General features: G+C 63.5%; 26 protein-coding genes, 1 rRNA gene and 1 riboswitch. Of the genes, 8 read left to right on the top strand and 19 right to left on the bottom strand.

What is annotated here, in order from left to right; genetic code table 11:
* The first annotated feature begins 463 nt into the window (after positions 1-463).
* From argJ to BXA07_RS13605, 5 genes are all read left to right on the top strand, one after another.
* Positions 464-1702 (top strand): bifunctional glutamate N-acetyltransferase/amino-acid acetyltransferase ArgJ, encoded by a 1239-nt coding sequence (gene argJ / locus BXA07_RS13585; protein WP_076568423.1) that lies wholly within the window; start codon positions 464-466, stop codon positions 1700-1702.
* Positions 1699-2565 (top strand): ATP-binding protein, encoded by an 867-nt coding sequence (locus BXA07_RS13590; protein WP_076568424.1) that lies wholly within the window; start codon positions 1699-1701, stop codon positions 2563-2565. The genes argJ and BXA07_RS13590 overlap by 4 nt, the downstream gene beginning before the upstream one ends.
* The gene (locus tag BXA07_RS13595) at positions 2562-2981 is read left to right on the top strand and encodes an NUDIX domain-containing protein (RefSeq protein ID WP_076568425.1); all 420 of its coding nucleotides are present in this window, start codon (positions 2562-2564) and stop codon (positions 2979-2981) included. The genes BXA07_RS13590 and BXA07_RS13595 overlap by 4 nt, the downstream gene beginning before the upstream one ends.
* Positions 2982-3100: 119 nt before the next feature.
* The gene (locus BXA07_RS13600) at positions 3101-3310 is read left to right on the top strand and encodes a FitA-like ribbon-helix-helix domain-containing protein (protein ID WP_076568426.1); all 210 of its coding nucleotides are present in this window, start codon (positions 3101-3103) and stop codon (positions 3308-3310) included.
* Positions 3311-3316: 6 nt separating this feature from the next.
* Entirely contained in the window at positions 3317-3733 is a 417-nt protein-coding gene (locus BXA07_RS13605) for a PIN domain-containing protein (protein ID WP_076568427.1), read from the top strand.
* A 3-nt stretch (positions 3734-3736) separates the two neighbouring features.
* Here the strand turns inward: BXA07_RS13605 and yacG are convergent, their stop codons facing one another.
* The 6 genes from yacG to BXA07_RS13635 all read right to left on the bottom strand — a co-directional run bounded on the left by yacG (position 3737) and on the right by BXA07_RS13635 (position 9156).
* Entirely contained in the window at positions 3737-3925 is a 189-nt protein-coding gene (gene yacG, locus BXA07_RS13610) for a DNA gyrase inhibitor YacG (protein WP_071325269.1), read from the bottom strand.
* Between the two features lie 11 nt (positions 3926-3936).
* Positions 3937-4692 (bottom strand): cell division protein ZapD, encoded by a 756-nt coding sequence (zapD, locus tag BXA07_RS13615; protein ID WP_076568428.1) that lies wholly within the window; start codon positions 4690-4692, stop codon positions 3937-3939.
* A 62-nt stretch (positions 4693-4754) separates the two neighbouring features.
* Positions 4755-5402: a dephospho-CoA kinase gene (gene coaE / locus BXA07_RS13620; protein ID WP_076568474.1), complete on the bottom strand. Its 648-nt coding sequence runs from the start codon at positions 5400-5402 to the stop codon at positions 4755-4757.
* 29 nt (positions 5403-5431) lie between these two features.
* Positions 5432-6301, bottom strand: coding sequence for a prepilin peptidase (locus BXA07_RS13625; RefSeq protein ID WP_076568429.1), 870 nt, complete (start codon positions 6299-6301; stop codon positions 5432-5434).
* Between the two features lie 106 nt (positions 6302-6407).
* Positions 6408-7604, bottom strand: coding sequence for a type II secretion system F family protein (locus tag BXA07_RS13630; protein WP_076568430.1), 1197 nt, complete (start codon positions 7602-7604; stop codon positions 6408-6410).
* Positions 7605-7683: 79 nt separating this feature from the next.
* Entirely contained in the window at positions 7684-9156 is a 1473-nt protein-coding gene (locus BXA07_RS13635; protein ID WP_212592295.1) for a DHA2 family efflux MFS transporter permease subunit, read from the bottom strand.
* Between the two features lie 170 nt (positions 9157-9326).
* Between BXA07_RS13635 and BXA07_RS13640 the strand changes: the two genes are divergently transcribed.
* Positions 9327-10298 (top strand): helix-turn-helix domain-containing protein, encoded by a 972-nt coding sequence (locus BXA07_RS13640; protein WP_083708215.1) that lies wholly within the window; start codon positions 9327-9329, stop codon positions 10296-10298.
* Between the two features lie 114 nt (positions 10299-10412).
* Entirely contained in the window at positions 10413-11567 is a 1155-nt protein-coding gene (locus BXA07_RS13645; RefSeq protein WP_076568433.1) for a hypothetical protein, read from the top strand.
* A 3-nt stretch (positions 11568-11570) separates the two neighbouring features.
* Here the strand turns inward: BXA07_RS13645 and BXA07_RS13650 are convergent, their stop codons facing one another.
* The 13 genes from BXA07_RS13650 to cobT all read right to left on the bottom strand — a co-directional run bounded on the left by BXA07_RS13650 (position 11571) and on the right by cobT (position 24447).
* Positions 11571-13025 carry a cobyric acid synthase gene (locus BXA07_RS13650; RefSeq protein WP_076568434.1) on the bottom strand — a complete coding sequence of 485 codons (1455 nt, stop codon included), beginning with the start codon at positions 13023-13025 and terminating at the stop codon, positions 11571-11573.
* Complete coding sequence (locus BXA07_RS13655; RefSeq protein WP_076568435.1) at positions 13022-13828, bottom strand: ABC transporter substrate-binding protein; 807 nt, start codon at positions 13826-13828, stop codon at positions 13022-13024. Before BXA07_RS13655 ends, BXA07_RS13650 begins: the two co-directional genes overlap by 4 nt.
* Entirely contained in the window at positions 13825-14727 is a 903-nt protein-coding gene (locus BXA07_RS13660; RefSeq protein ID WP_076568436.1) for a cobalamin-binding protein, read from the bottom strand. The genes BXA07_RS13655 and BXA07_RS13660 overlap by 4 nt, the downstream gene beginning before the upstream one ends.
* The gene (cobD, locus tag BXA07_RS13665) at positions 14724-15710 is read right to left on the bottom strand and encodes a threonine-phosphate decarboxylase CobD (protein ID WP_076568437.1); all 987 of its coding nucleotides are present in this window, start codon (positions 15708-15710) and stop codon (positions 14724-14726) included. Before cobD ends, BXA07_RS13660 begins: the two co-directional genes overlap by 4 nt.
* On the bottom strand, positions 15703-16656 hold the full coding sequence (gene cbiB, locus BXA07_RS13670) for an adenosylcobinamide-phosphate synthase CbiB (protein WP_076568438.1): 954 nt from the start codon (positions 16654-16656) through the stop codon (positions 15703-15705). Before cbiB ends, cobD begins: the two co-directional genes overlap by 8 nt.
* A complete protein-coding gene (cobU, locus tag BXA07_RS13675) occupies positions 16650-17216 on the bottom strand; it encodes a bifunctional adenosylcobinamide kinase/adenosylcobinamide-phosphate guanylyltransferase (protein WP_076568439.1) in 567 nt (188 codons plus the stop codon). Before cobU ends, cbiB begins: the two co-directional genes overlap by 7 nt.
* A 7-nt stretch (positions 17217-17223) precedes the next feature.
* On the bottom strand, positions 17224-17868 hold the full coding sequence (cobO, locus tag BXA07_RS13680; RefSeq protein WP_076568440.1) for a cob(I)yrinic acid a,c-diamide adenosyltransferase: 645 nt from the start codon (positions 17866-17868) through the stop codon (positions 17224-17226).
* Positions 17865-18638 carry an ABC transporter ATP-binding protein gene (locus tag BXA07_RS13685; protein ID WP_076568441.1) on the bottom strand — a complete coding sequence of 258 codons (774 nt, stop codon included), beginning with the start codon at positions 18636-18638 and terminating at the stop codon, positions 17865-17867. Before BXA07_RS13685 ends, cobO begins: the two co-directional genes overlap by 4 nt.
* A gap of 7 nt (positions 18639-18645) precedes the next feature.
* Positions 18646-19671, bottom strand: a complete 1026-nt coding sequence (locus tag BXA07_RS13690) for a FecCD family ABC transporter permease (protein WP_076568442.1) — start codon at positions 19669-19671, stop codon at positions 18646-18648.
* 80 nt (positions 19672-19751) lie between these two features.
* A complete protein-coding gene (locus BXA07_RS13695) occupies positions 19752-21620 on the bottom strand; it encodes a TonB-dependent receptor domain-containing protein (protein ID WP_076568443.1) in 1869 nt (622 codons plus the stop codon).
* A gap of 126 nt (positions 21621-21746) precedes the next feature.
* A riboswitch (cobalamin riboswitch) is annotated at positions 21747-21989 on the bottom strand.
* Between the two features lie 44 nt (positions 21990-22033).
* On the bottom strand, positions 22034-22588 hold the full coding sequence (locus BXA07_RS13700; protein WP_076568444.1) for a histidine phosphatase family protein: 555 nt from the start codon (positions 22586-22588) through the stop codon (positions 22034-22036).
* 4 nt (positions 22589-22592) lie between these two features.
* Positions 22593-23402 (bottom strand): adenosylcobinamide-GDP ribazoletransferase, encoded by an 810-nt coding sequence (locus tag BXA07_RS13705; protein WP_076568445.1) that lies wholly within the window; start codon positions 23400-23402, stop codon positions 22593-22595.
* 4 nt (positions 23403-23406) lie between these two features.
* Positions 23407-24447, bottom strand: coding sequence for a nicotinate-nucleotide--dimethylbenzimidazole phosphoribosyltransferase (cobT, locus tag BXA07_RS13710; RefSeq protein WP_076568446.1), 1041 nt, complete (start codon positions 24445-24447; stop codon positions 23407-23409).
* A gap of 493 nt (positions 24448-24940) precedes the next feature.
* Between cobT and BXA07_RS13715 the strand changes: the two genes are divergently transcribed.
* Positions 24941-25005 (top strand): 16S ribosomal RNA (locus BXA07_RS13715); the annotation flags it as partial.

A 25005-nucleotide genomic window follows, 5' to 3' on the forward strand; every position in this document is an offset into this window, starting at 1 on the left:
GCCCCCCGCGAGTGCCTGGCGTGGTAGCCGCTTGCACGGCGGGGGCTGGTGGCGGCGGTGGCGCTGGTTCGGCGGCAGGCGGTACCTCTACTGGTTCAGTGGTGTTGGCACCATCCTCCTGGCCACGCAGAACGCTGTTACAGGCCGTCAAGCAGCCTAGCAGGCAAAGCAGGGATAGCAGGCGCAACAGGTATGGCAGGCCTGCATCGCCGCGCTGTGTTCTGTATGACTTGCCATGCGCCATGACATTCTCCCCGGGGCGGCGCTTACCAGGCGCATTGTGGCCTGTTCTTCCATCTTAGCGCCGCCAACCGGCATCGTTCTGATAAATCGCAAGCCTGACCACGCTAGCTACCCGTATTGGCGCTGCCGGGGCCATCGCGACTATTCCCTTGCCGCATGTTCACCTGCGCCGCGAAGGCGCTACAATAGCGCTTCCATTTTCCCTAGCAGAAGAACTCATATGGCCGTCAATTCTCCCAAGCCCGTCGCCGCCGACCTGAAAGCTGTCGCAGGCATTGAAATCGGTGTTGCCGAAGCCGGCATCAAGAAACCCAACCGCAAGGATTTGCTGGTGTTGAAACTGGCACCGACGGCCACCGTGGCCGGCGTGTTCACCCTGAACCGCTTCTGCGCCGCACCCGTGCAAATCTCGAAAGCCAACCTGGCGGCAGTGACGGCCGGCGCCGCGCCGATCCGCGCGCTGCTGGTCAATACGGGCAACGCGAATGCGGGCACGGGCGAATCGGGCCTGGCCGACGCGCAGGCCAGCTGCGCCGCGCTGGCCGAACTGCTGGGCTGCGCGCCGCAGCAGATTTTGCCGTTTTCCACCGGCGTGATCCTGGAACCGCTGCCCGTGCAGCGCCTGGTCGCGGGCCTGCCGCAAGCCGTGGCCGCGCTGACCGCGGATAACTGGTTCTCTGCCGCCGAAGCCATCATGACCACCGACACGCAGCCGAAAGCCGGCTCGCGCACGGTCACCATCGGTGGCCACGCGGTGACCCTGACGGGCATCAGCAAGGGCGCCGGCATGATCAAGCCGAACATGGCGACCATGCTGGGTTTCCTCGCGTTTGACGCCACCGTGGCCCAGCCCGTGCTGGACCAGCTGGTGAAGCAGGCGGCCGACAAATCGTTCAATTGCATCACCATCGACGGCGACACGTCCACCAATGACTCGTTCATGCTGGTCGCCACGGGCGCCGGCAGCCTGGTCATCGATTCCATCGACTCGCCGCACTATGCGGAACTGGCCGCCGCCGTGACCGAACTGTCTACTTTTCTCGCGCAAGCCATCGTGCGCGATGGCGAAGGCGCCACCAAGTTCATGACGGTGACCGTGGAAGACGGCCGCAACGTCGAAGAATGCCGCAAGATCGCCTATTCCATCGCCCATTCGCCGCTCGTGAAAACGGCCTTCTTCGCTTCCGACCCGAACCTGGGCCGCATCCTGGCCGCCATCGGCTATGCGGGCGTGGACGACCTGGACGTGGGTCAATTGAATCTGTACCTGGACGATGTATGGGTGGCCAAGAACGGCGGCCGCAACCCCGACTATCAGGAGCAGGATGGCCAGCGCGTGATGCAGCAAAGCGAAATCACCATCCGCGTCAAGCTGGCACGCGGCGACGCGACGGCCACGCTGTGGACGTGCGACCTGTCGCATGACTACGTGTCGATCAACGCCGACTATCGCTCATGACCGGCCTCGATCAATTCCTGATCCGCGCCGAGCGGGTACTGGCGCGCCTGGAGTCGATCTTGCCGCCGGCCTTGCCGGCGACGGACTGGAACAGCTTTGCCTTCCGCTGGCGCCGGCGCCAGGGCGCCGCCAGCCATCTGCAGGCGGTGGCCCACGTGTCGAACATCGCGTTGGACGACTTGCACAACATCGGCACGCAAAAGGCCCAGATCGAGCAGAACACGCGCCAGTTCGTCGCTAGCCGTCCGGCCAACAACGTGCTGCTGACGGGCGCACGCGGCACGGGCAAGTCGTCGCTGATCAAGGCTTGCCTGAACCAGTTTGCCGGCCAGGGCCTGCGCCTGATCGAAGTGGACAAGGCCGACCTGGCCGACTTGCCCGACATCGTCGACCTGGTGGCGGCGCGCCCTGAGCGCTTCATCATCTTTTGCGACGACCTGTCGTTCGAAGAGGGTGAAAGCGGCTACAAGGCGCTGAAAGTGGCGCTCGACGGCAGCATCGCCGCGCAATCGGACAATGTGCTGATCTACGCCACCTCGAATCGCCGTCACCTGATGCCCGAACGCATGTCGGACAACACCAGCTACAAGACGGACGACGATGGCGATCTGCACCCGGGCGAGACGGTGGAAGAGAAAATCTCGCTGTCCGAACGTTTCGGCCTGTGGCTGTCGTTCTACCCGTTCAAGCAGGATGACTACCTCGATATCGCGGCCCACTGGCTCGCGTCCTTCGGCTGCACGCCGGAACAGATCGCGCAGGCGCGCGGCGATGCCCTGCGCTGGGCCTTGCAGCGTGGTTCGCGCTCGGGTCGTGTCGCGTGGCAATTTGCACGCGATTACGCGGGAAAGCTGCCGCTATGAGCGAAGTGAAAGTGAAACCGGTGGACGTCGCCGTCGGTATCCTGATGAAGCCGAACGGCGACGTGCTGCTGGGGCAACGTCCGGCTGGCAAGCCGTATGACGGCTATTGGGAGTTTCCTGGCGGTAAAGTCGAACCGGGCGAAGCCATCGTTGACGCCTTGAAGCGTGAGTTTGTCGAGGAGCTGGGTTTATACATCGACAGTGCCGAAGCCTGGTGCGGCGTGGAATATGTGTATCCGCACGCCCATGTGCGCCTGCATTTCTACATCAGCCGTGAATGGCGGGGCGAGCCGCAAAGCCTGGAAGGGCAGGCGTTCGCCTGGCAGGGTACGGTGGGGGTGGAACCCTTGCTGCCTGCCACCATTCCCCTGCTGGAATGGCTGGACGAGGTACGCCGGGAATCCCTCGCCGCCTGAGTAAGACTTGTGCCAGCATGCAGCCTGTGCGCTGCGCTGGCGCAAACCTGTTTCGTCCATCCCTTGCATCGGCGATGTTTTGCGCTACAGTGCTTGCATGACGTACTGGGGGAATTCGCATGGCGCTGACCCTGACCTTCACCGATACCGATGAATTGCTGCTCGCGGCGCTGCACAAGCGTGCGCGTGCCCATGGGCGCAGCATCGAGGAAGAGCACCGCGACATCCTGCGCAGCGCCTTGCGGCCGTTGCCGAAGCGGCCGCTCGACGATATTTTGCGCAGTATGCCCGACGTGGGAGCCGATGGGGACTTCGAGCGCCGCTCCTGAGCCGCCATGGGCGCTTACCTGGTCGATACGGATGTGATCGTTGCCGCGCGCAAAGGTAGCGCTGCGCCGGCAGGCGTGGTCGCCTTTTTCGAGCAGATCGCGCCGGAAGACCGTTACGTGCCGGTGCAAGTAATCGCCGAGTTGCGCGCAGGCATACAACCGAGCTGGCGGCGCGAAGCGGCGCTCGATGCGCTGGCCCTGGAAGGCTGGCTGGAGGCTGTGCTGGCAGAGTATGCGCCGCGTCTGCTGGAGTTCGACCTCGATTGCGCGCTCGTCTGTGCCCGTTTGCAGGGCCGTGGCACCATGCTGAGTGTGGACAGACAGATCGCGGCGATGGGCATCGCCTATGGCTTGACGGTGGTCAGTGGCAGGCTCGACAGTTTCGCGGCGCAGGGGCTGCGCCTGGAAAATCCATTCAAATGAAGCTTACTGGGGCTTGTTGTCTTCGTCTGCCAGCGGATCTTCGAACGGGTCTGCGGCAGGGATCGTGTATTTCTCTTCCGCCCAGGCGCCCAGGTCGATCTGCTTGCAGCGTTCCGAGCAGAAGGGGCGGTATTTGTTGGCCTCAGTCCATTCGACTTTGGCGGCACAGGTAGGGCAGTTAACGACGGTCATGGCGATTACAGTTAAAAATTACACAGCGTGAGTTCGAATGGTACATCGTCTTCGAGCGGCTTGGGTTTCAGGTCGCCCCCCTGGGTGGTGAAACGGACCCACAGCATATATTTATTGGCGGAAATCTCCGGGATGGCGCCGCTGTTTTCATCGAGGCTCAGGCGCAGCATCTGGTACACCTTACCTTGCAGCATTTGCTGGTAGCTGCCGCCATTGGCGATCAGCTTGACGGGACCGCCGGAATCGCGCAGCAGCCGCAAGACGAGGGCCAGCGCATCGAACAGGGGCGCCAGCGGGGCGAACCAGGCCTGGATATCGGTCAGGCGCTGCTCGCTGCTGCGTTTTTGCCAGGCGAAATACGACGGCAAGTCAAATTCGCAGGCGCCGCCCGGGATGATGGTGCGGCCACGGATGCTCATCAGCCATTCATTGTCGCGGATATTCTGGCCCGTCTTGCCTTGCGCCGCCACGAGGGCGCCGCTGACACTGTCGAGTTCACCGAGGATGGCGTCCAGGGTTTCCGGCTCCACGTTCGGGTTGCTGCGGTAGCCCAGCAGGCTTTGTCGCTGGCGCTCGAGTTCCTGCAACAGGTCCGATTTCAAGTCGGCGCGGCCCGCCACTTCGAGCATGTCGAAAATAGTTGCCAAGGCAACATGATGTTGCATTGCATGTTCTTGCTGGATGAAGAACTTGAATTTGTCGTACAGGTCTTCCAGACGCAACAAGGTACGTATGCGTTCGTTGAAAGGGTATTCGTAGACAATCAAAATAATTCCCTTAAGTAAGGACCTGCAAACAATCCCGTGATTTTGAACCAAGCGTCGACAAATTACAAACGTTGCGACCCGATTCCAGCCATTCTTTTTGAAAATGCCAGATATAAATCGTGCAACTGAGCAATCTGCGGCTCCAGGGCGGCCAAATCGCCATTGTTGTCGATCACGTCATCCGCTGCGGCCAGGCGCATGGCGCGCGTGGCTTGCGTGGCCATGATGGCCTTGACTTGTTCTTCCGATAAGCCATTGCGCGCCATCACGCGCGCTATCTGCAAACTCTCCAGGCAGTCGATGACCAGTACGCGGTTGACTCTTTCCACCCATCCGCCGGACTCGACCAGAAGAGGCACGGCAAAGATCACGTAGCTGCCCGTTGCCTCGGCTGCGGCCGCCAGAGTGGCCTGGCGGATGCGCGGGTGCAGGATGGCTTCCAGTTTCGCCTTGGCGGCGGCGTCGGAAAAGACGAGATTGCGCATTTTTGCGCGGTCGAGGGCGCCGTTCGCATCGGCGTAGTCCGGGCCGAATTCCGCCACCAGGGCGGGCATGGCCGCGCCATCGGGTGCCGTCAGGCTGTGGGCGATCTGGTCGGTATCGACGATGGAGGCGCCGCGCGCGGCGAACAGGTCGGCCACCGTGCTCTTGCCGCAGCCGATGCCGCCCGTGAGTCCCACGCTGAAGTAGGGGGCGTTTTGTATGTGCATGTTGTTATCCATTCGGGATGCGGCGCCGTTCAGCCGAGCAGGCCTGGCGTGAGCCGCGACAGGGAGGTGCCGTACAGCAGCGCGATGAAGCCCGCGGCCGCCAGGTAGGGGCCGAATGGGATCGGCTTGTCGCGTCTCCGCTTGGCAAACACGATCAGGCCGATGCCGACCACGGCGCCCACCAGCGACGATAACAATATAATCGTCGGCAACATGGTCCAGCCCAGCCACGCACCGAGCGCCGCCAGCAATTTGAAGTCACCATAGCCCATTCCCTCCTTGCCTGTCGCCAGCTTGAAGGCCCAGTACACGGCCCACAGGGCCAGGTAGCCGGCGGCAGCGCCGATGACGGCCTCCTGCAGCGGCACGAAGGTGCCGTTGATATTGACCAGCAAGCCTGCCCACAGCAGGGGAAAGGTGAGGTCGTCCGGCAACATTTGCGTGTCTGCATCGATGAAGGTCATGGCGATCAGCAGCCAGGCAAACACGAGCGTGGCCAGGCCCGTCCAGCCGCTGCCGAAGTGCCAGATCAAGAGGGCAGACAGCGCGCCCGTCAGCAGTTCCACCAGCGGATAACGCGCGGAGATCGGTGCCTGGCAGGCGCTGCATTTGCCGCGCAGTAGCAAATAACTGATGACGGGAATGTTTTCCATGGCCGTGATACGGTGGCCGCAGGCGGTGCAGTTCGAATGCGGCAGCATCAGGTTGTAGCGGTCCGCGTGCGGCAGCGGCTGGCCCGTTTCTTCCGCCACGTAATTGTCGGATTCGCGCTGCATCATTTTCGGCATGCGATGGATCACCACGTTCAGGAAGCTGCCGACGATCAGGCCGAGCAAGGCGGCGGCGAGGGTGACGGGCAGATTGCCGGGCGCGGCGAACAGCAGGGTATCTTGCAGCATGGTGAACTTGTCTGAGGGGATGATTGTTGCCGCGCAAACATTGCCTGGCACTGCAGCAGTGTAAAACATCCGCCCGTCCATGGGGGCGTTTTGCGCGGACATGTCTTCAAATCACCGCACCAAGCTTAAAAATGGGTAAATACAGGGCGATCACGAGAGCGCCGATGAGTACGCCAAGCACCACCATCAGCGCCGGCTCCAGCAGCGCAGTGAGGATGGCGACAGTCGTTTCGATTTCCCCTTCGATGATGTCTGCCGCACGCGACAGCATGGCGTCCAGCGCGCCGGACTCTTCGCCGATGAGGGCCAGCTGCGTCAGCAGGTCGGGAAACACGCCGCTGTGCTCCATGGCCAGGGCCAGGCTGCCGCCAGCGCGGATGTCGTGGTCGATGCGGGCCGTCGCCTCCTGGTACAGCGCGTGGCCGGATGCGGCACCCACCAGGTCGAGCGAGTCGAGCAGGGGCACGCCGGCGGCGAACATGGCGGCCAGGGTGCGTGTCCAACGGGCAATGGCCGCCTTGCGCAGCAGCGGGCCGGCCAGCGGCAGGCGCAGCGCCTGCAGTTGCGCGTGGCGGCGCAGGGCCGGAGAGCGGCGCCAGGCCAGCCGCAGCAGCACACAGGCCAGCACCAGCGCCGCCAGCAGGACCAGCCAGTAGTGCAGCAGGAAGTCAGACAAGCCCATGACCACCAGGGTGGGCAGCGGCAAGGGTGCGCCGAAGCTGTCGAAGACCTGGCGAAAGGCGGGCACGACCACGCTCAGGATGATGGCCGTGACGCCGATAGCGACGAGCACGATAACCAGCGGATACATCAGCGCGCCGCGCACCTGGCGCCGCAGGGCGATGGCCTTTTCCTGGTGCGTGGCCAGGCGCGCCAGCAATTCCTGCACGATGCCGGCCTGCTCACCGGCAGCCAGCAGATTGCAATAGAGCTCGTCGAACAGCAGGGGAAACTGGCGGAATGCCTGCTGCAGGCTGCTGCCTGCTTCGATGTCGTGGCGCAAGTGCCGCATCAGTTCCGTGATGGCGGGCTTGGCGTGACCCTTGCCGGCGATGTCGAAGGCAAGCAGCAGCGGCACACCGGCCGCCATCATGGTCGACAGCTGGCGCGTGAACAGGGCGATATCCTTCTGCGTGATGGCCTTGCCCGGTGCGGTGCGGGCCGCGCGCACGCGCGTGGCCAGGATGCCCTGGCGCCGCAGCGCGAGGCTGGCCGCCGCTGCGTCGGCGGCGCGCAGCATACCGTCCACGGGCTTGCCATGGCGGTCCGTTCCCTTCCATGCAAACTGACGCTCGGCCGCCATGTGCGCCTCCTGCTGCCACTGTAGCAGCGGCAGGAAAAAACACCAGCAGTGCGGGGGCAGGGTTTGATCTGGCTCAGCCTCAGCCTCTTGTTGCTTGTACCTCCGTCGGCACGACGGCCTGGGTCTTGACGTCGGCCGCCTCTTCCTCGTCGCTTTCCGAGCCCTTGCTGATGCTTTCGCCATCGTCGCGGCGCAAGGTCCAGAAGGTCAGCGAAGACAGCACGGTCAAGCCGGCCAGCGTGAGGAAAGCGTGGTGCAGCGCCGTGCTCAGCATGGCGCGGTCCGATTGCGGCATGTCGCCCAGGTACCAGCCCGTGATCAGCGAGCCGAAGGCCAGGCCAAAGCTCATCGACAATTGCTGCATGGAACTGGCGATGGTGCTGGCCATGCTGGAATCGCACTTGTCGACGTCGGCATAGGCAATCGTGTTCATGCTGGAAAACTGCAGTGAATTGAAAAAGCCGAGGCACAGGCTGATGGCGATGATCACGTACAGGGGCGTGCCCACGCCCACGAGCGAAAACATGGCGATGGTGATGCCGATGAGCACCGTGTTGACGATCAGCACCTGGCGGTAGCCGAAGCGGGCCAGCACGCGCGCAGAAATGAATTTCATGCCCATGGCGGCCGCTGCCGACGGCATCATCAGCAAGCCCGACTGCCAAGCGGGCAAGCCCAGGCCCAGCTGGTACAGCAGCGGCAGCAGGAAGGGCAGGCCGCCCACGCCCAGGCGCGTAACGAAGCCGCCCACCACCGAGACGCGGAAGGTGCGGATCTTGAACAGGGTCAGGCGCAGCAGCGGGTGCAGCACTTCGCTCGAATGCCAGGCATACGCGGCCAGCAGGCTGATGGAAATGAACAGCAGCACGGCAGCCGAGGTGGGGTCGATCTTGTGCTCGCCAAAGATTTCCAGCAGCCACGACAGCAAGGCGATGCCCGTGCCGAACAGCACCAGGCCGATCAGGTCCAGCGGACGCGGCTTGTCCCCATAGTAGTCGGGCATGTAGCGGTGCGCCAGGTACAGCGCCGCCAGGCCGACAGGCACGTTGACGAAGAAGATCTCGCGCCACGACAGCCAATGCACGATCAATCCACCCACGGTGGGGCCCAGCAGGGGGCCGATCAGAGCGGGGATAATGACGAAATTCATGGCCGCCAGCAATTGCGACTTGGGAAAGGTGCGGATGATGGTCAGCCTGCCCACCGGCATCATCATGGCTGCGCCCACGCCCTGCAGCAGCCGCGCTGCCACCAGCATCGGTGAATTGACGGACAGGCCGCACAGGATGGAGGCGATGGTAAAGATGGCAACAGCGGCGGAAAACACGCGCCGCGTGCCGAAGCGGTCGGCCATCCAGCCGCTGATGGGAATGCACACGGCCAGGCTCAGGATGTAACTGGTGACGACGGCCTTCAGGCTCAGCGGCGTTACGTGCAGGCTGGCAGCCATGGCGGGAATGGCGGTGTTGACAATGGTGGAGTCGAGTTGCTCCATGAACAGGGCGGTGGCGACCACCCAGGGAAGGTAGCTTTTAATCGGGGAACTGGTCATGGATGCGAGCCTGGGGAAGAGAAACGGAGCCGACAGTGCGATGAATTGTCACATAAATGGCGCAGACGTGCCGCCCGCGCCCTCCGGTTTGCCGTGATTGCAATGTTGACACGTCTTTTGCCGCGCAGCACAATGCCGCCATTCCTGGATGAAAGCGGACTCATTGCACCATGAGAGAATTGAATCACCTGATCCTGAATCTGTACGGCACGGCCCAGGAATGCACGTCGGGCGAGTTCCAGGGGCAGGCGCTCGATATGCTCAGGCAGGCGCTGCCCTTCGATTCCGCCGCCATCATCGCCGCCTCTTTTTCCCCTGATATGGCGATTTCGCTGCACAGCCTGCATATGTATCAGCAACCGATCGAGAAACTGGCCGACCGCAAGGCGCTTGTCAGCCCCGATGCCATCCTGGCCGAGGCCTGCCGTTCGCGCGGCCGCTGCGTGACGATGGAGTCGGTCGATATCGACGGGAGATACCTCGACTTGCACGCCTATTGCAGGAAATATGCGATTGCCCACAGCATGGTATTGATTTCACCGGCCACCCACCACGCCAACCTGGACTTGATTGCCTTGTGGCGGGCAGGGCCGGAACGCGCGTATTCCGCTGCCGAGACCGAGTTGGGTAACCTGCTGTTGCCGCACCTGACCCAGGCGCAGGCGATCAACAGCCGTTTGTTTCGGGCACCGGAGGTGCAGCCGCCACCCGGCAGTGTGCGCCTGCTGGCCAGCCTGAATGGCTGTCTGCAATATGTGGAGCCGATTGCCGCCGACATGCTGCAGCGGGAATGGCCTGAGTGGGAACCGCCCATGTTGCCAGCAGACCTGGTTGAAGAACTGCGGCGCCCCGGCCTGGGGCGCTATGTGGGGAAAACCCTGGTGGCGCAGGTGGCGGAGTCGGGCGGCTACTTGCATATCCAGCTGGCGCAACGCCCGGCGGGGCGGCCGCTGACCGGGGGCGAAGCAGCGGTGGCGCGGCTTGCGGCCAGTGGCCTCAGTTACAAGGACATTGCCCGGCGGCATGGCGTATCGCCGGCCACGGTCAGGAATCAGCTGCACAGCGTGTATGCCAAGCTCGACGTGGGAAACAAGACGGCGCTGGCGGCGGCGCTGGCCGTGTTGACCGAGATGTTGCCGTAGAAAGTCCATAGAACAAATGTCCTATAGCAATAACCTCCGGCCGGACCTAGCATGAGCGCTGTCGTTGCGATGTCTCTTGCTCGCAATTTGTCGCGGATTCCTGGAAGGTTACTGATGAAGAATGCAATTTCAATCGTTTTGTTAGGTGCGGCCCTTTCCGCATGCGGTGGCGGCAGCGGTGGCGGCACGCCGGAAGCACCGGTCACGCCGCCCGTCGTGGTGACGCCTCCTGTCGTCCCCGCCGACAGCGTGATGGTCGCCTCGCAAGCGGTCGCGGCACAGGCTGGCCTGACCGTGATCGCTGGCGCCAATGCGGACGAGACGGTGTATGACGTGGCCGCCGATATCGGCGACACCTGGCGCATCACGTTCGACAGCGCAAAGAAGACCTATGCCATCCGTGTCCTGTCGACGCAATTCGGCTTGAGCGACCGCAGCGGTACGTTTACCGCGTCCACCACCGGCCATCTCACCACTTACACGGCAACGGATTTCAGCGTTACCGTCGATGCACGCACGCGCCTGCTGACAGGCATGGTGAAGCTGGGCAGCATGAATTCCAACGTCAGCGGCAGTGGTTATGCCGCCACCGACGTGGCCAAGCTGGCCGGCAACTATATCTTCCTGGGCGCCATGCGCAATGCCTCGAATGGTGGCGACCGCTTCAATCCGAAGGGCAGCCTCAAGGTGGCGGCCGATGGTAGCGCGCAATTGTGCAATGGCGGTGTGTTCAATGCGCAAGGCGTGTGCTCTGCGGTTTCGCCGCAACTGGAAGCGGAAAACGCCAGCCTGACCTTTGTCCGTGACGCGGCGCGTGGCCTGATCATCGCCCGCCAAGGCCAGCAGGAATTCGGCATTGTCCACGTGCATGCCGGCGACCGGGGGTTGGCGCTGTTCATCGACCGCTATAGCCGCAACCAGGAAAACGTGCTGCGCGTCGGTACCATCGTCGCCGCCAAACAGCAAAAGATCGGCACCGAAATCGCCGGTAGCTACGCCTGCGCGGCGCCGGGCATCAGCGCGAAGATCGAGGTTGCCGGCAGCACCGCCACCCTGACGAATAACACGACTGGCAAGACGCATGCGGAAACCATCACCGTCAACAAGCTGGGCCTGGGCGCGCAAGCCGTCGATTTCGATGGCATCGCCGTGTTCAAGGATCCGGCCGACGTGCCGGCAGATTACTCGATGTTCATGCCGGTGTCGTCGAGCATGGCGGTCGAATTTTCGACTGATCGCACGTACATGGGCGCGTGCCTGAAAAAGTAATTGCTAGCGTTTCATGTGATCGAGCGCAGCGAGCAGCGGTACGGCGGCATCGGCGATGCATTCCAGGCTGGCTTCGCGCAGGGCTGCCGTATCGACCGAGTGCGCCGATTCCAGCCCTGCCCAGCGCAGCAGCGCCGAACACGCGGCGGGCGTGTCGAACATGCCGTGCAAATAGCTGCCCAGGATTTGTCCGTCGCCCGATACGGCCCCCTCGGGCCGGCCGTCGATGACGAAAGCCGGCTGCGCCAGCGCCGCGCCATGCGAGACGCCCATGTGGATTTCATAGCCTGCCACGGGGGCGTCGGCCGCGCCGGCAAACGCGCAATGGCCGGCGACTTGCTGCAGGCGTTTTTCCGCTGTCAGCTCCGTCACCAGGTCGAGCAAACCCAGTGCCGCTGACTCTCCCGCCGCGCCTTCCACACCCAGCGGATCGCGCACGCTCTGCCCCAGCATCTGGAAGCCGCCGCAGATGCCCAGCACCTTGCCGCCGTAGCGCAGGTGCTTGGCCAGGTAGGCGGGCCAGCCCTGCCGCTGCAGCCAGGCCAGGTCGCCGCGCGTGTTCTTGCTGCCGGGCAGGATCACCAGGTCGGCCGGCGGAATAGGCTGCCCTTGCTGGATGAATTGCAGGTCGATATCGGGGTGGGCGCGCAGCGCGTCGACATCCGTATGGTTGCTGATGCGCGGCAGTTGCGGCACCACCACCTTGAAGGCGCCACGTTCGGCCTGCATGGCTTCGACGGCGTCTTCCGCGTCGAGAAACAGCCCTTGCAGGTAGGGCAGCACGGCCAGCACGGGTTTGCCCGTCTGCTGTTCCAGCCAGTCGATGCCGGGCGCAAGCAGCGAGATGTCGCCGCGGAAGCGGTTGATGACGAAGCCGACGATGCGCGCGCGCTCGCTGTCGGACAAACAGGCCAGGGTGCCGATGATGTGGGCGAAGACGCCGCCCCGGTCGATGTCGGCCACGAGGATCACGGGGCAGTCGACGGCTTCGGCAAAGCCCATGTTGGCGATGTCGCGCGCGCGCAGATTGACTTCGGCGGGGCTGCCCGCGCCTTCGACGACGACGGCGTCGTACTGCTGGCGCAACCGCGCGTAGGATTCGAGCACGGCGCCCATCGCGATGGTTTTATATTGCTGGTAGTCGCGCGCATCCATCTCGGCGCGTACCTTGCCATGGATGATCACTTGCGCGCCCGTGTTCGACGACGGTTTCAAGAGCACCGGATTCATGTCCGTGTGCGGCGCGATGCCGCAGGCGAGCGCCTGCAGGGCCTGGGCGCGGCCGATCTCGCCGCCGTCGCTCGTCACCGCGCTGTTCAAGGCCATGTTTTGCGGCTTGAACGGCGCCACCGTCACGCCGCGGCGTTTCAGCAGGCGACACAGGGCCGCGACGACGGTGCTCTTGCCCGCGTCGGACGTCGTGCCCTGCACCATCAGGACGGGAAAGGGACTCTTCATGTCTGCTGCTCCTGCAGATGTTGCCAGCGCGCGATGATGTCGCTGATCTGGCGCAACCCTTCGGTAATCGCCGCCGGGCCGGGCGACAGGATGTCGGGCGACTTGATCTCGAATAGCATCTGGTTTTTCACGGCGGGAATCGCATCCCAGCCTGGGCGCGCCGCCAGTTGCGTGGGCTGGAATTTCTTGCCGCACCAGCTGGCGAGGATGATGTCGGGCGCGCGTGCGACCACGTCATGGGAATCGGCGATGATGCGCTCCTTCGCGCCCGGCTGCACGGACAATTCCGGGAAGGCGTCCCTGCCACCGGCGATGGCGATCAATTCCGCTGCCCAGCCGATGCCGCTCATCAGGGGATCGTTCCACTCTTCAAAATACATCACGGGCTTGCGCGTCCAGGCGGCGGCGCGGGTGCGGGCGGCGGCGATGTCCGTGCGCAGGCTGGCGATCAGTTCACGGCCGGCGTCCTCGCGCTGCACCAGCGCGGCCAGCACGGCGATCATGCGCAGGATGCCGTCGACCGTGCGCTGGTTGAACTGGTGTACTTCGATGCCGGCCATGACCAGGTCGCGGCAGATATCGGCCTGCATGTCGCAAAAGCCGATCACGAGATCCGGTTCCACTGCCAGGATGCGCTCCAGATTTGACGAGGAAAAACCGCTGATCCTGGTTTTTTCCTCGCGTGCGCGGGCCGGGCGCACGGTAAATCCCGAGATGCCTGCGATGACGTCCTCCGCGCCCAGCGCGTACAGCGTCTCGACGGCTTCCGTCGACAGGCAGGCGATGCGCTGGTAGTGACTCATTGAGCCGCCTTGTCGCTGCGGCGCTGGCGCGCCGCTTCCAGCTGTTCGCACATGGCGGCCGTGCCTTCGATCATGCGCGGGCCGGCGCGGTTCAGCAGGTCGCCATTCAGGCGGAACAGGTTATTTTTGCGCACGGCCGTCATCGACGGGAAGGCGCGCCACATGGCCAGGCCCCCCTCGCTGCGCGGGTCGCTCTTTTCGCTGGTGCCGAAGATGACTTCCGGGTCTTCCTGCAGCACGCCTTCCGGCGTGACGACGGGCGCCACCACCTTCATCGCGGCGAACACATTCTGGCCGCCGCACACGCGCATCGAATCGCTGATGATGCTCGCGCCGCTCAATGTATATAGAGGTTTGTCCCACACCTGGTAAAACACGCGCACGGGCGGGCGCTGCGCGTATTGCGCCGTCAAGCTGGCCAGTTTGGCGCGCAGTTGTGCGGCGGCCGGCTTGGCGACCTTTTCCGTTCCCATCAGCTGGCCCAGGCGCTCCATGCTGTCGGGGATATCGGCCAGCTTGCGCGGTTCGCTGTGATAGATGGGTACCTTCAGCTGGCGCAGCATGGCGATCTGGCGTTCGGCGCTGCCATGCATCCACACGACGATCAGGTCCGGCTTCATGGCGATGATGCGCTCCATGTCGTACTGGCGGTTGTCGCCCACCTGAGGCAGTTTTTTGGCCGCTTCCGGGTAGTCGCTATAGCTGACGACACCGGCGATCCTGTCGCCGCCGCCAGCGGCGAACAGCAGCTCCGTGACGTGCGGCGCCAGCGCCAGGATGCGCTGCGCGGGTTTTGCCACGGTGACGGTATTGCCATCGTCGTCGCGCACGGTGATGGCGGCATGCGCCTGCAGCGAGACCAGTCCGGCCAGCAGTAGCGATATTTTCAGGATTTTCATGTGTGCTTCCATGTGGTGAGGGCCTGCTGCAGGCGCAGCCAGGCATGTTCGTCGGGTGGCAGGCCGAGGCGGATGCCGTGGGCCGCGTGGCGGAACAGGCGTACCCAGATGCCTGATTCCGCCATGTGGCGCCAGAAGGCCGCTGCGCGCTCTTCCGGCCACCATTGAAACAGCGCCGTGCCGCTGCTGGCGATGCCGTGGGCGGCCAGCAGTTGCTGCAAACGGAGGCCTTCGCCGCGCAGGCGCTCGCGCATGGCACCTTGCCAGTGCGTGTCGGCGAGGGCCGCCAGCGCCACCTGCTGCGCCGGGCCGCTGACGGTCCATGGTCCCAGCATGTCGGCCAGTTGGGACAGCAAGGCTGGATGGGCGGCGACAAAGCCCAGGCGCAGGCCCGCCAGGCCAAAGAATTTGCCTACCGAGCGCAGCACGATCAGACCCGGCTGGTCCGAGTGCGGCCCCAGGCTGGCCTGCGCTTCCGTGTCGCCAAACGCTTCATCGACCACCAGCCAGCCGCCGCGCGCGGCCAGCTGGCCGGCCCATGCCAGCAGCAGCGCGGGGGCGATGCGCTCGCCCGTGGGATTGTTCGGATTGCAGACGACCATCACGTCGCAGCTGTCCACGGCGTCGGCCAGCAGCGCATATGGTACTTGCCGCAATTGGTGTCCGTGCTGGCCCCAATGGTGTGCGTGTTCCGCGTAGGACGGCGCAGCCACGACCACGCGCGACGGTGCGCGCAGCCGGGGCAGGGCCTGGATGGCCGCTTGCGTACCCGCCACGGGCAGCATGGCCGGCGCGTCGTAATATGTGCAGGCGGCGGCCGCCAGCGCGGGATCGGCTTCCGGCAGCCGGTGCCAGGCGTTGACGTCGGGTGCTGGCGCTGCATACCAGTGCGGGTTGATGCCGGTCGACAGGTCGATCCAGTCGGCGATCGGCCGGCCGTATTCACGCGCCGCGTCGCGCAGATTGCCGCCATGTTCAAGCAATATACTTCCCTTTCAGGTAAAACAGGCCCGCCAGCAGCGCCACCCAGATCAGCCACAAGACAGCCGTTTCCGCCACCAGGCGCCAGGCGCGGTCGATGTCGCGCGCTTCGGCGGGACGGCCGGCGCCCAAAGGCGGGCGGCGTTCCAGTTCGCCGTCATAGATGGCGTCGCCGCCCAGGGCCAGGCCCAAGGCGCCGGCGCCGCTGGCCATCACGGGCCCCGCATTCGGGCTGCCCCAGTTGGGCGCCTGCGTGCGCCAGCAGTGCCATGCGTTTTTTTTGTCCGCCATGCTCTTGCCCAGCAAGACATAGGACAAGGCCGTCAGGCGCGCCGGCAGGTAATTGAGGATGTCGTCGATGCGCGCGGCGCAGCAGCCGAACCAGTCGTAGCGCGCAGTGCGGTAGCCCCACATGGCGTCGAGGGTATTGGCCAACCTGAAAAGCACGGCGCCCGGACCGCCCGCCACGGCAAACCAGAACAGGGTGCCGAAGACGGCGTCGTTGCCGTTTTCCAGCAAGGACTCCGTGCTGGCCTTGGCCAGGCTGGCCGCATCGGCATTGGCCGTGTCGCGGCTGACGATGCGCGCCGTCAGCAGGCGCGCGTTTTCCAGGTCATCGATGGACAAGGCATTGGCGATCGGCTGGTTGTGGTCGCGCAGGCTGCGCAGGCCCAGGCACAGATACAGCAGGAAGACGTGGAGTACCGCACCGGCCAGGCCGCACAGCCACCAGGCGGCATAGCTGAGGGGCAGCACGGCCAGCGACCACGCCAGCGTGCCGCGCAGGAAACGCCCACGGCCCCGGTTCAGCAGGCGCTCGAGCGCGCTGGCGAGGCGGCCAAAACCCACCAATGGATGCCAGCGGCGCGTTTCCCCCAGCAGCATGTCGAGCAGCACGCCGGCCGCCATCAAGGCGGCCAGCATGGGCAGCGACAGGCCGCTCAGCATGGGCCGCCTTTCAGGTACAGCGGCAAACCGGCGGCGACAAACACGGCCTTGTCGCACACGGCGGCCACGGCCTGGTTCAAGCGGCCCGCTTCATCGGTGAAGCAGCGCGAGATGGCGCCGCAGGGGACGATGCCCATGCCCACTTCGTTCGAGACGAGCACGAGGTCGCAGCCGGTGTCTTCGATTTCGGCCAGCGCGTACAGCAGGTGCGCGCGCTCGCTGTGGAACAGTTCGGGCAGGGCGATGTCGCCCACGTCCGGATACGTCGCGCCGCCGGAAAACATCAGATTCGTCAGCCACAGTGTCAGACAGTCCACCAGCAGCAGGCGGCCGGGCCGTGCTTGCCGCAGGATGGCGTCGCCCAGGCGCAGCGGTTCTTCCAGGGTTGCCCACCCGGCCGGGCGTTGCGCACGGTGATGCGTGATGCGCGTGGCCATCTCGCCATCGCCCGCCTGCGCGGTGGCGATGTAGAGCACTTCCTTGCCGGACTCGCGGGCCAGCTTTTCCGCATGGGCGCTCTTGCCGGAACGGGCGCCGCCGAAGACCAGAGTGCGCGTCATGGCGCTGTTACCACTCGGTGCCGATTTGTGCGCCGATGCCGGCCGCGTACGCATGCTTGACGACGGCCATTTCGGTGACGGTATCGGCGATGGCGATCAATTCGTCCGGCGCGCCGCGGCCCGTGATGACCACGTGCTGCATGTGCGGGCGCTCCAGCAGGTCGGCGATGACTTTGTGCACGTCGAGGTAGTTGTACTTGAGGGCGATATTGAGTTCGTCGAACAGCACCAGACCGTAGCTTGGGTCGGCCAGGAAGGTCTTCGCCTGTTCCCATGCCAGTTCGGCTTTCTCGATGTCGCGTTCGCGGTTTTGCGTTTCCCAGGTATAGCCTTCGCCCATCGCATGAAAACTGATTTCATCGGGGAAGCGGCGCAGGAATTTCTCTTCGCCGGTCGACATGGCGCCCTTGATGAACTGCACCACGCCCACTTTCATGCCGTGGCCCATGGCGCGGATGGCCATGCCGAAGCCGCTCGAACTCTTGCCTTTGCCATTGCCCGTGTTGACGATGATGATGCCGATTTCCTTGTCCGCCTTGGCGATGGCCGCATCGATGATGGCCTTCTTTCTCTCCATGCGCACGCGGTGGCGCTCGTTTATAGCTGCGGTATTGGCTGCGGTTTGCGCGTCGACGGGTTGGTTATTGCTCATGTTTGATCCTCTTTCGGTATGAATATCTTGCGTTTGCCGTGTTCGATGATTTCGATCGGGTGGCCAAGGTAGTGGCTCAGGAGAGATGCCTGCATCACGTCGGCCACGGGGCCAGCGAGCGAACCGCCATCTCCCATCAGCAGCAGTGCGTGGGTCGAAACGCTATGCGCCAGGTTCAGGTCGTGGCCCACCATGACGACGGTCTTGCTCTGTTCGCGGCATAGTCTTGCCAGCAAACCCATGACGCTGACCTGGTGCGCCAGGTCCAGCGCGTTGGCCGGCTCGTCCAGCAGCAGCAAGGGCGTATCCTGCGCCAGCATGGCGGCGATCGCCACGCGCTGGCGTTCGCCGCCCGACAGGCTGCGCACGTCGCGTTCGGCCAGGTGTTCCACTTCCATCGATGCCAGCGCCGCCAGGGAGATGCGCTGGTCGTCGCTGCCCTCCCAGTAATGATTGTCGTGGTATGGATGGCGCGCCGACAGCACCGTTTCGATGACGCGGTACGAGAATGCATCATGGCGCGCCTGCGCCAGGAACGCCCGCTCACGTGCCAGGTCGGCCAAAGGCCAGTCCATCAAGGCGCGGCCCTGTATCGTTACGTGGCCGGCATCCGGTTCGCGCAGGCCCGCCAGGGTACGCAGCAAGGTGCTCTTGCCGGCGCCATTGCGGCCGATGACGCTCCAGCATTCTCCCGCCTGGATGCGCCAGTTGAGGTTATCCACGAGGCAACGCGTGCCTGCTTTCAGGCCAAGTTGGTAGGTGCGTATCATATTGATTTCATGTGCGGCGCAGCCGGTGCAACTGGTACAGGAAGACGGGGGCACCGATCATGGCCGTGACGACGCCCACGGGCAGCTGCAACGGCGCCAGCACGGTGCGCGCCAGCGTGTCTGCCAGTACGAGGAAGGTGCCGCCTGCCAGCGCGGCGGCCGGGATCAGCAGGCGGTGGTCGGGGCCGCAGGCAAAGCGCAGTGCGTGCGGCACGATCAGGCCGACAAAGCCCACGCTGCCGGCGCTGGTGACGGCGCTGGCCGTGAGCAGGCCGGAACAGAAGAACAGGCCCTTGCGCAGCGCGCCCACGCGCACGCCCAGCGTGCTGGCCGCTTCCGCGTGCAGGGCCATGACGTTGAGCGAACGCGCGCAGCGCAGCGCAAAGACCATGGCGCAGGCCAACACCAGCCAGGGCATCAGCCGCGCTGGCGCGCCGGACAGGTCGCCGATCATCCAGAACACCATGCTGCGCAAGCGGCTTTCCGGGGCGATGGACAGCATCAGGGTGACGATGGCCATGCAGGCCGAGGCCAGGATCACGCCCGTCAGCAGCAAGAGCGAGGCGCCGCCTTCGGCCGCCGTGCCGCCGCGCAGGTCGCGCCGGGCAAACAGGTACAGCAGCATGGACACGCCGACGGCGCCGGCGAATGCCGCCGCATCGACCACCCACAGCGCGCACATGAACAGCAGCGCGGCCAGCGCGCCGACGGAGGCGCCGGCGGAAATGCCCAGCACATACGGGTCAGCCAGGGGATTGCGCAAGAGAGCCTGCATCATCAGGCCCGCCAGCGACAGCGCCGCGCCGGTAACGAAGGCGGTCAGCGCGCGGCCCAGGCGCAGGTCGAGCAGGGTGGCGGCGATGTTGTCGGTCTTGCCTTGCACCAGATGGAGCAGGGCGGAAGGCAGGTCGGCGAGCGGAATCGCGATCGAACCGATCATGCCGGAGAAAATCAGGCTGGCAATCGCGCACGCGATCAATACCGTGATGATCACGGTGGCGCGGTGGCGCATATTGCGGAAGAATGGGTGCATGTACTGCCTTAAAATCGGGAACCGCATCTGCGGGCGATGGCGGCATGCCATCGCCCGCAGCTTACATCATTACATCATGCTTATTTCATGCCGTAGCGTACGCCAACGAAGAGGTTCGAGCCTGGCGTTGCGTAGAAGCGGCCCAGTTCGTAGTCCTTGTTGGTGATGTTGTTCCAGCGTGCCAGCACCGACCAGTCACGCGCGAACTGGTAGGTGGTGTACAGGTTCAGCAAGCCATAGCCACCGAGCGTGGTTTTGTTGGCGGCATCTTCAAAACGCTTGCCAGACAACTGCCACTCCGTACCAGCGGTCAAAGGACCGGTCGTGTAATCGACGGTGAGATTGGCATGCTTTTTCGCGCGGCGTGCCAGTTGCTTGTCCGTGGTTTCATTGCGCGGATCTTGCAGGTCGATATTGCCGCTGACGTTGAAGGCGCCGAATTTGCGCGCGCCAGCCAGTGTCACTCCCTCGAGCAGGGCTTTGTCGACGTTCATGCTGCAGCCATAGCCTGGCTTCCAGCCGATTACCGGGCAAGTTGACACGTAGGTGAGCATGTCGGTGATCTTGTTATGGTAGTAGATCGCGCTCAGTTGCGATTGGCCGTCGTTGTAATGCAAGCCAATTTCAGCGTTGCGGCCTTTTTCCGGCTTGTTCGTCGGGATGCCGGAGTCAGGGTAGTAAAGATCGTTGAAGGTTGGTGCGCGGAAACTGGTGCCATAGCTGGCGTTGGCGCGCAAGGCGTTGCTGAAACGATAGCCGTAAGCGACGCTACCCGTGTTGTGCGTACCATACGCCGAGCTGTCGTCGCGACGGCCGCTGATGCTGGCCAGGTGGGCGCCGCGCACCAGGTTGTACGATGCAGCGAACGATTTGGTATTGCGGCCGCCGGACAGGCCCTTGGCCGAGCTCACGACGTCTTCATCACGGTATTCGCCCAGCAATTGCAGGGTGTCACGGCCAATGAGAATATCGTTTTGCCAGCTGATGTCGCTTTGTTTGGTGTCGAACTGGCTTCGGCCGAAGGCGCCGGTGGCGGACACCGAGGTTTGTTTGTCCTTTGCCTGGGCGTAGCGCAGCTCACTGGTCCAGTTCGGCAAGAACTGGTTCTTCGTGAAAACCGAAATGTTTTCCAGCTTATTGTCGTTGCGTGCGTCGAAGTTCAAGCCCGAATCGTACTGCGCATCCAGTTTGCTGTTCAGGAAAGTCAGGCCGACTTCATGGCCCTTGGCCATCTGGTAACCGAACTGGCCGCTGACGCTTTCCTTGTCGTAGCCGTCTTTATCCGGATTGTAGGTATACGTCGAGGCACCCAGCTTGGAGGCGGAAAAGCCATCCGATTTTTCCTTGCCTGCGGTCAGCGCGTAGCTGAAGCTGTTGTTGCCACCAGTAGAGCCGGCAACGCTGGCTTCCGCCTGGCGCGTGTTGTAGCGGCCGTAGCCAGCGAAGGCGGAGAAGCGCGCCGCGCCATCGCCTTTCTTGGTAAAGATCTGGATCACACCACCGACGGCATCGGCACCATACATGGTGCTCAGTGGACCGTAGACGATTTCAACATGGTCGATGCTCGACAAAGGCAGGGCGCTCCAGTTGGCTGTGCCCGAAGTGGCGGAGCCGATGCGCACGCCGTCGACCAGCACGATATTCTGGTTGCTGTTCGCGCCGCGAATGAAGACGCTCGAATTGGTGCCTGGGCCGCCACTGCGATTGACTTCGATGCCGCGCTGTTTTTGCAGCAGGTCGATCAGCGTACCGGCGCCGGAACGCGCGATGTCTTCCGCGCTGATGGTCTGCGTATCGCTCAATACTTCGCTCAGGTGCTGCGGGTAGCGGTTGGCGGTGACGACGATCGGATCGAAGGTATCTGGCGTGGCTTGGGCGAAAGCGGCAGGCGCGGCAATGGCTAGCGCGAGCGACGTGAGCGTCGCGCGGCAGGAAACAGCATGGGTCATGATAATTTTCAGTAAGTAATATGCAACCAGCCGACGTCCCCGTAGGCCAGATTGAACAGAAGTGGGAACTGAGACTGACGATCGAAGATGGCCATCGGCCATTCGGATCGCGAACATCCCCGTTCGCACACTTCCACCTGTCCTGGCCGGTATCCGGGCTGGCAAGTACGGCTATCCCACCTTCCCATGCTCGATGATTGCAAGCACAGTGGTTGTCAGAGATAGCTTGTCGTCCGCTTCCTGTAGGCAGGGGCGACACTTGCTTACCGTTGCGGGGGCAGCACACGTTCGCCGCGGGCGCGGCATCGTGTTTCCCGTTTAACTGCGCTCATGGACATGAGCGCGGGCACCAAAACCCGGTCATTATACGTGCAGTGGGCGTGGACTGATATGGCTGGCTGGACGATTCGCTATCAGAAATCGACGACGACCGTCGCGCCGTAGGCGATTTTATGGGCGGAATGGGCGGCCAGCAGGGCCGTTTCTTCCAATGGCAGCCGCGCTTGCAATGCTGACAGCAGGCGGATGGTGCCTGCATGGCAGATGATGACCGCCGTTTCGTGTTGTTCGCGCAACAGATCGCCTAAAAACGCATCGACGCGGGCAGCCATCGCCAGCACATTCTCGCCGCCGCCGGGGCGGTACCAGGCCAGGTCGGCGGCCCAGGCATCGATGTCCGCGCGCGCAATCGCGTGCCATGGCTGCATTTCCCAGGTGCCGAAATCCATTTCGGCCAGTCGGGCATCAAAGTGTAGTTCGCTCGCTGGCAGCTCCTGCGCCAGGGCCGCCGCCAGGCCGGCGCAGCGGCGCAGCGGACTGGCATACAGCGGCACACCGGGCGGCAAAGTCGCCAGTAGGCTGCTGCGCGCGGCGGCCATTTCATGTGGTGCCACCGCCACGTCGCTGCGGCCATAGCAGGTGCCGCTGGTGACTTGCGGCGCGGGGTGGCGAACGAGGATCAGGCGCATGGTGTTAATAGAAGAAGCGTGTTGGCGGCTGAAAGCTGGAAAGGATGGCCAGGTAAATCGCCACTTCCGCCACCTGCTGCACGGCGCCCAGGCAGTCGCCCGTGTAGCCTTGCAGGCGGCGCTGGCATTTGCGGCCCAGCCAGAATGCGGCCGCCGCCCCAGCCACGACGGCAAAGGCGAGCGCCGCCCAGTCAAATATCCCCAGCACGCCGCAGACGATGGCCGGCAGCAGGGCGCAGACGGAGGCGATGATGAATTCCCCCGTCGTCATTTCCTGCGCCATCGGCTTGGACTTGCCTTCGTCGCGCGCATAATTCATGAACCGGATCAGCGACACGGCGGCCAGGCGCGAAAGCGGATGGGCGATGAACAGTGTCGCCAAGACGACGTGTGGCGGCAGCGAGACCAGCGCCGTGCACTTGATGGCCAGCAGGCAGATGATGCCGATGGCGCCATACGCGCCGATGCGCGAATCCTTCATGATTTCCAGCACCCGCTCGCGCGTCAAACCGCCGCCAAAGCCGTCGCACATGTCGGCGAAGCCGTCTTCGTGGAAGGCGCCCGTCAGGTAGATGCCGGCGGCGACGGCCAGCAGCACGGCCACCGCCGAAGGTAGGAGCCAACTGGCCAGCAGATACACGGCGCCGCTGATGGCCGCCACCACCACGCCGACCAGCGGAAAGTAGCGCGAGGCGTGCTGCAGCCAGGCCGGCTCGAAACCCACCCAGCGGGGAATGGGAAGGCGCGTGAAGAACTGCAGCGCGATAAAGAACAGGCGGCACTGGTGGACTGCGGCGGAAACGGGGTTGCTCATGATCTTAGTCTGGCGTGGACTTTTCACTGACCTGTGCCGAATCGAAGGTGGCCATCTCGCGCATGAAGTTGACGGCCGCGTGCAGCAGCGGCAAGGCCAGCGCCGATCCCGTGCCTTCGCCGAGGCGCAAATCGAGGTGCAGCAGTGGACGCGCACCCAGGCTGGCCAGCAGTTGGCGGTGGCCGTTTTCATCGGAGCAGTGCGAAAACACGCAGTAATCGAGGATGGCGGGCTGTAAACGCGCCGCCACCAGCAGGGCGCTGCTGACGATGAAACCGTCGATCAGCAGGATCATGCGCCTTTCGGCTGCCTTGAGCATGGCGCCGGCCATCATGGCGATTTCGAAGCCGCCAAACGTGGCCAGCACGTCGAGCGGCTCATGGACTGCCGCGTGATGGGCGACGGCCGCCTCGATCACCTGCTGCTTGTGCAAAATGCCTTCCTTGGACAGGCCGGTGCCGGCGCCCACGCAGTCGGCGACCGGTGTTTGGGTCAGTTTGTGCATGAGCGCGGCGGCGGCGGTAGTGTTGCCGATGCCCATTTCACCAAAGCCCAGCACATTGCCATCCAAGGTGGCGACCAGGTCCATGCCCGCCTGCATGGCGGACAGGCATTGTTCCCGGCTCATGGCGGGTTCCTTGGCAAAATTCCGGGTGCCGGGAGCCTGCTTGCGGTCGAGCAAGTCGTCGCGCGGTCCAAAATCGTGGTTCACGCCGGCGTCTACTATATAGAGGGCGCACTCGCTCTGACGGGCAAAGACGTTGATGGCAGCGCCATTGCCGAGAAAGTTCTCCACCATTTGCCAGGTCACGCTTTGCGGATAAGCAGAAATGCCTTCCGCGACGACGCCATGGTCGGCCGCGAAAACGATGATGGCCGGCTGGCGCAATGCCAGTTGCGTGCTTTGCTGGATCAGGCCGATCTGGCGCGCCAGGGTTTCCAGCATGCCGAGACTGCCCAGCGGCTTGGTCTTGCTATTGATGGCGTATTCGAGGGCATTGGCCAGGGCGGAATTGGCGGTGGGGACGATGTGTGGGATAGGCATGGGACTCAAGGTGATGGGGCAGGGGATTGTCGGCGCTACGATATCACACAGCAATATTTGCTCAGCTGCAAATTAGCACTTGCCGCGCCTGCGGGGCAGGGCTATAATTCGCCCCCTCGCTGAACGACGCATGCAAATGCCGAGTAAAGCAGGGTAGAAAAGAAGGAGTTGACGGATGTAGTGAAATGCTTCATACTCTTCCTTCTTCGCAGCTGACAAACACAACGCTTTGTCGATAGCGCGAAAGCAGTACCGAATACAGTTCTTTAACAATTAACAGTCGATAAGTGTGGGCATTTGATGTAGGTGCAGCAGCGATCTTCGGATTGCTGTAATACTTAAAATATCAAATGTTCACAAGAAATAATGAAATAGGCGCTACGAAAGTAGTGGCCTGTCAGTTTTTTGAGTGAGCAAACACCTCGCAATGCGAGGGGTTTGAACTAGTTAAATAGTTCGACCATGCCGGTAAAACGGCAAAGTAACAGAGATTAAACTGAAGAGTTTGATCCTGGCTCAGATTGAACGCTGGCGGCATGCCTTACACATGCAAGTCGA

The sequence above is a fragment of the Janthinobacterium sp. TND4EL3 genome (assembly GCF_900156175.1).
Classification (GTDB): Bacteria; Pseudomonadota; Gammaproteobacteria; order Burkholderiales; family Burkholderiaceae_D; genus Janthinobacterium.

Coding starts and splice junctions, on each gene's coding strand:
- argJ (WP_076568423.1), top strand. CDS start 464: ATGGCCGTCAATTCTCCCAAGCCCGTCGCCGCCGACCTGAAAGCTGTC.
- BXA07_RS13590 (WP_076568424.1), top strand. CDS start 1,699: ATGACCGGCCTCGATCAATTCCTGATCCGCGCCGAGCGGGTACTGGCG.
- BXA07_RS13595 (WP_076568425.1), top strand. CDS start 2,562: ATGAGCGAAGTGAAAGTGAAACCGGTGGACGTCGCCGTCGGTATCCTG.
- BXA07_RS13600 (WP_076568426.1), top strand. CDS start 3,101: ATGGCGCTGACCCTGACCTTCACCGATACCGATGAATTGCTGCTCGCG.
- BXA07_RS13605 (WP_076568427.1), top strand. CDS start 3,317: ATGGGCGCTTACCTGGTCGATACGGATGTGATCGTTGCCGCGCGCAAA.
- yacG (WP_071325269.1), bottom strand. CDS start 3,925: ATGACCGTCGTTAACTGCCCTACCTGTGCCGCCAAAGTCGAATGGACT.
- coaE (WP_076568474.1), bottom strand. CDS start 5,402: ATGCACATACAAAACGCCCCCTACTTCAGCGTGGGACTCACGGGCGGC.
- BXA07_RS13625 (WP_076568429.1), bottom strand. CDS start 6,301: ATGCTGCAAGATACCCTGCTGTTCGCCGCGCCCGGCAATCTGCCCGTC.
- BXA07_RS13630 (WP_076568430.1), bottom strand. CDS start 7,604: ATGGCGGCCGAGCGTCAGTTTGCATGGAAGGGAACGGACCGCCATGGC.
- BXA07_RS13635 (WP_212592295.1), bottom strand. CDS start 9,156: ATGACCAGTTCCCCGATTAAAAGCTACCTTCCCTGGGTGGTCGCCACC.
- BXA07_RS13640 (WP_083708215.1), top strand. CDS start 9,327: ATGAGAGAATTGAATCACCTGATCCTGAATCTGTACGGCACGGCCCAG.
- BXA07_RS13645 (WP_076568433.1), top strand. CDS start 10,413: ATGAAGAATGCAATTTCAATCGTTTTGTTAGGTGCGGCCCTTTCCGCA.
- BXA07_RS13650 (WP_076568434.1), bottom strand. CDS start 13,025: ATGAAGAGTCCCTTTCCCGTCCTGATGGTGCAGGGCACGACGTCCGAC.
- BXA07_RS13655 (WP_076568435.1), bottom strand. CDS start 13,828: ATGAGTCACTACCAGCGCATCGCCTGCCTGTCGACGGAAGCCGTCGAG.
- BXA07_RS13660 (WP_076568436.1), bottom strand. CDS start 14,727: ATGAAAATCCTGAAAATATCGCTACTGCTGGCCGGACTGGTCTCGCTG.
- cbiB (WP_076568438.1), bottom strand. CDS start 16,656: ATGCTGAGCGGCCTGTCGCTGCCCATGCTGGCCGCCTTGATGGCGGCC.
- cobU (WP_076568439.1), bottom strand. CDS start 17,216: ATGACGCGCACTCTGGTCTTCGGCGGCGCCCGTTCCGGCAAGAGCGCC.
- cobO (WP_076568440.1), bottom strand. CDS start 17,868: ATGAGCAATAACCAACCCGTCGACGCGCAAACCGCAGCCAATACCGCA.
- BXA07_RS13685 (WP_076568441.1), bottom strand. CDS start 18,638: ATGATACGCACCTACCAACTTGGCCTGAAAGCAGGCACGCGTTGCCTC.
- BXA07_RS13690 (WP_076568442.1), bottom strand. CDS start 19,671: ATGCACCCATTCTTCCGCAATATGCGCCACCGCGCCACCGTGATCATC.
- BXA07_RS13695 (WP_076568443.1), bottom strand. CDS start 21,620: ATGACCCATGCTGTTTCCTGCCGCGCGACGCTCACGTCGCTCGCGCTA.
- BXA07_RS13700 (WP_076568444.1), bottom strand. CDS start 22,588: ATGCGCCTGATCCTCGTTCGCCACCCCGCGCCGCAAGTCACCAGCGGC.
- BXA07_RS13705 (WP_076568445.1), bottom strand. CDS start 23,402: ATGAGCAACCCCGTTTCCGCCGCAGTCCACCAGTGCCGCCTGTTCTTT.
- cobT (WP_076568446.1), bottom strand. CDS start 24,447: ATGCCTATCCCACACATCGTCCCCACCGCCAATTCCGCCCTGGCCAAT.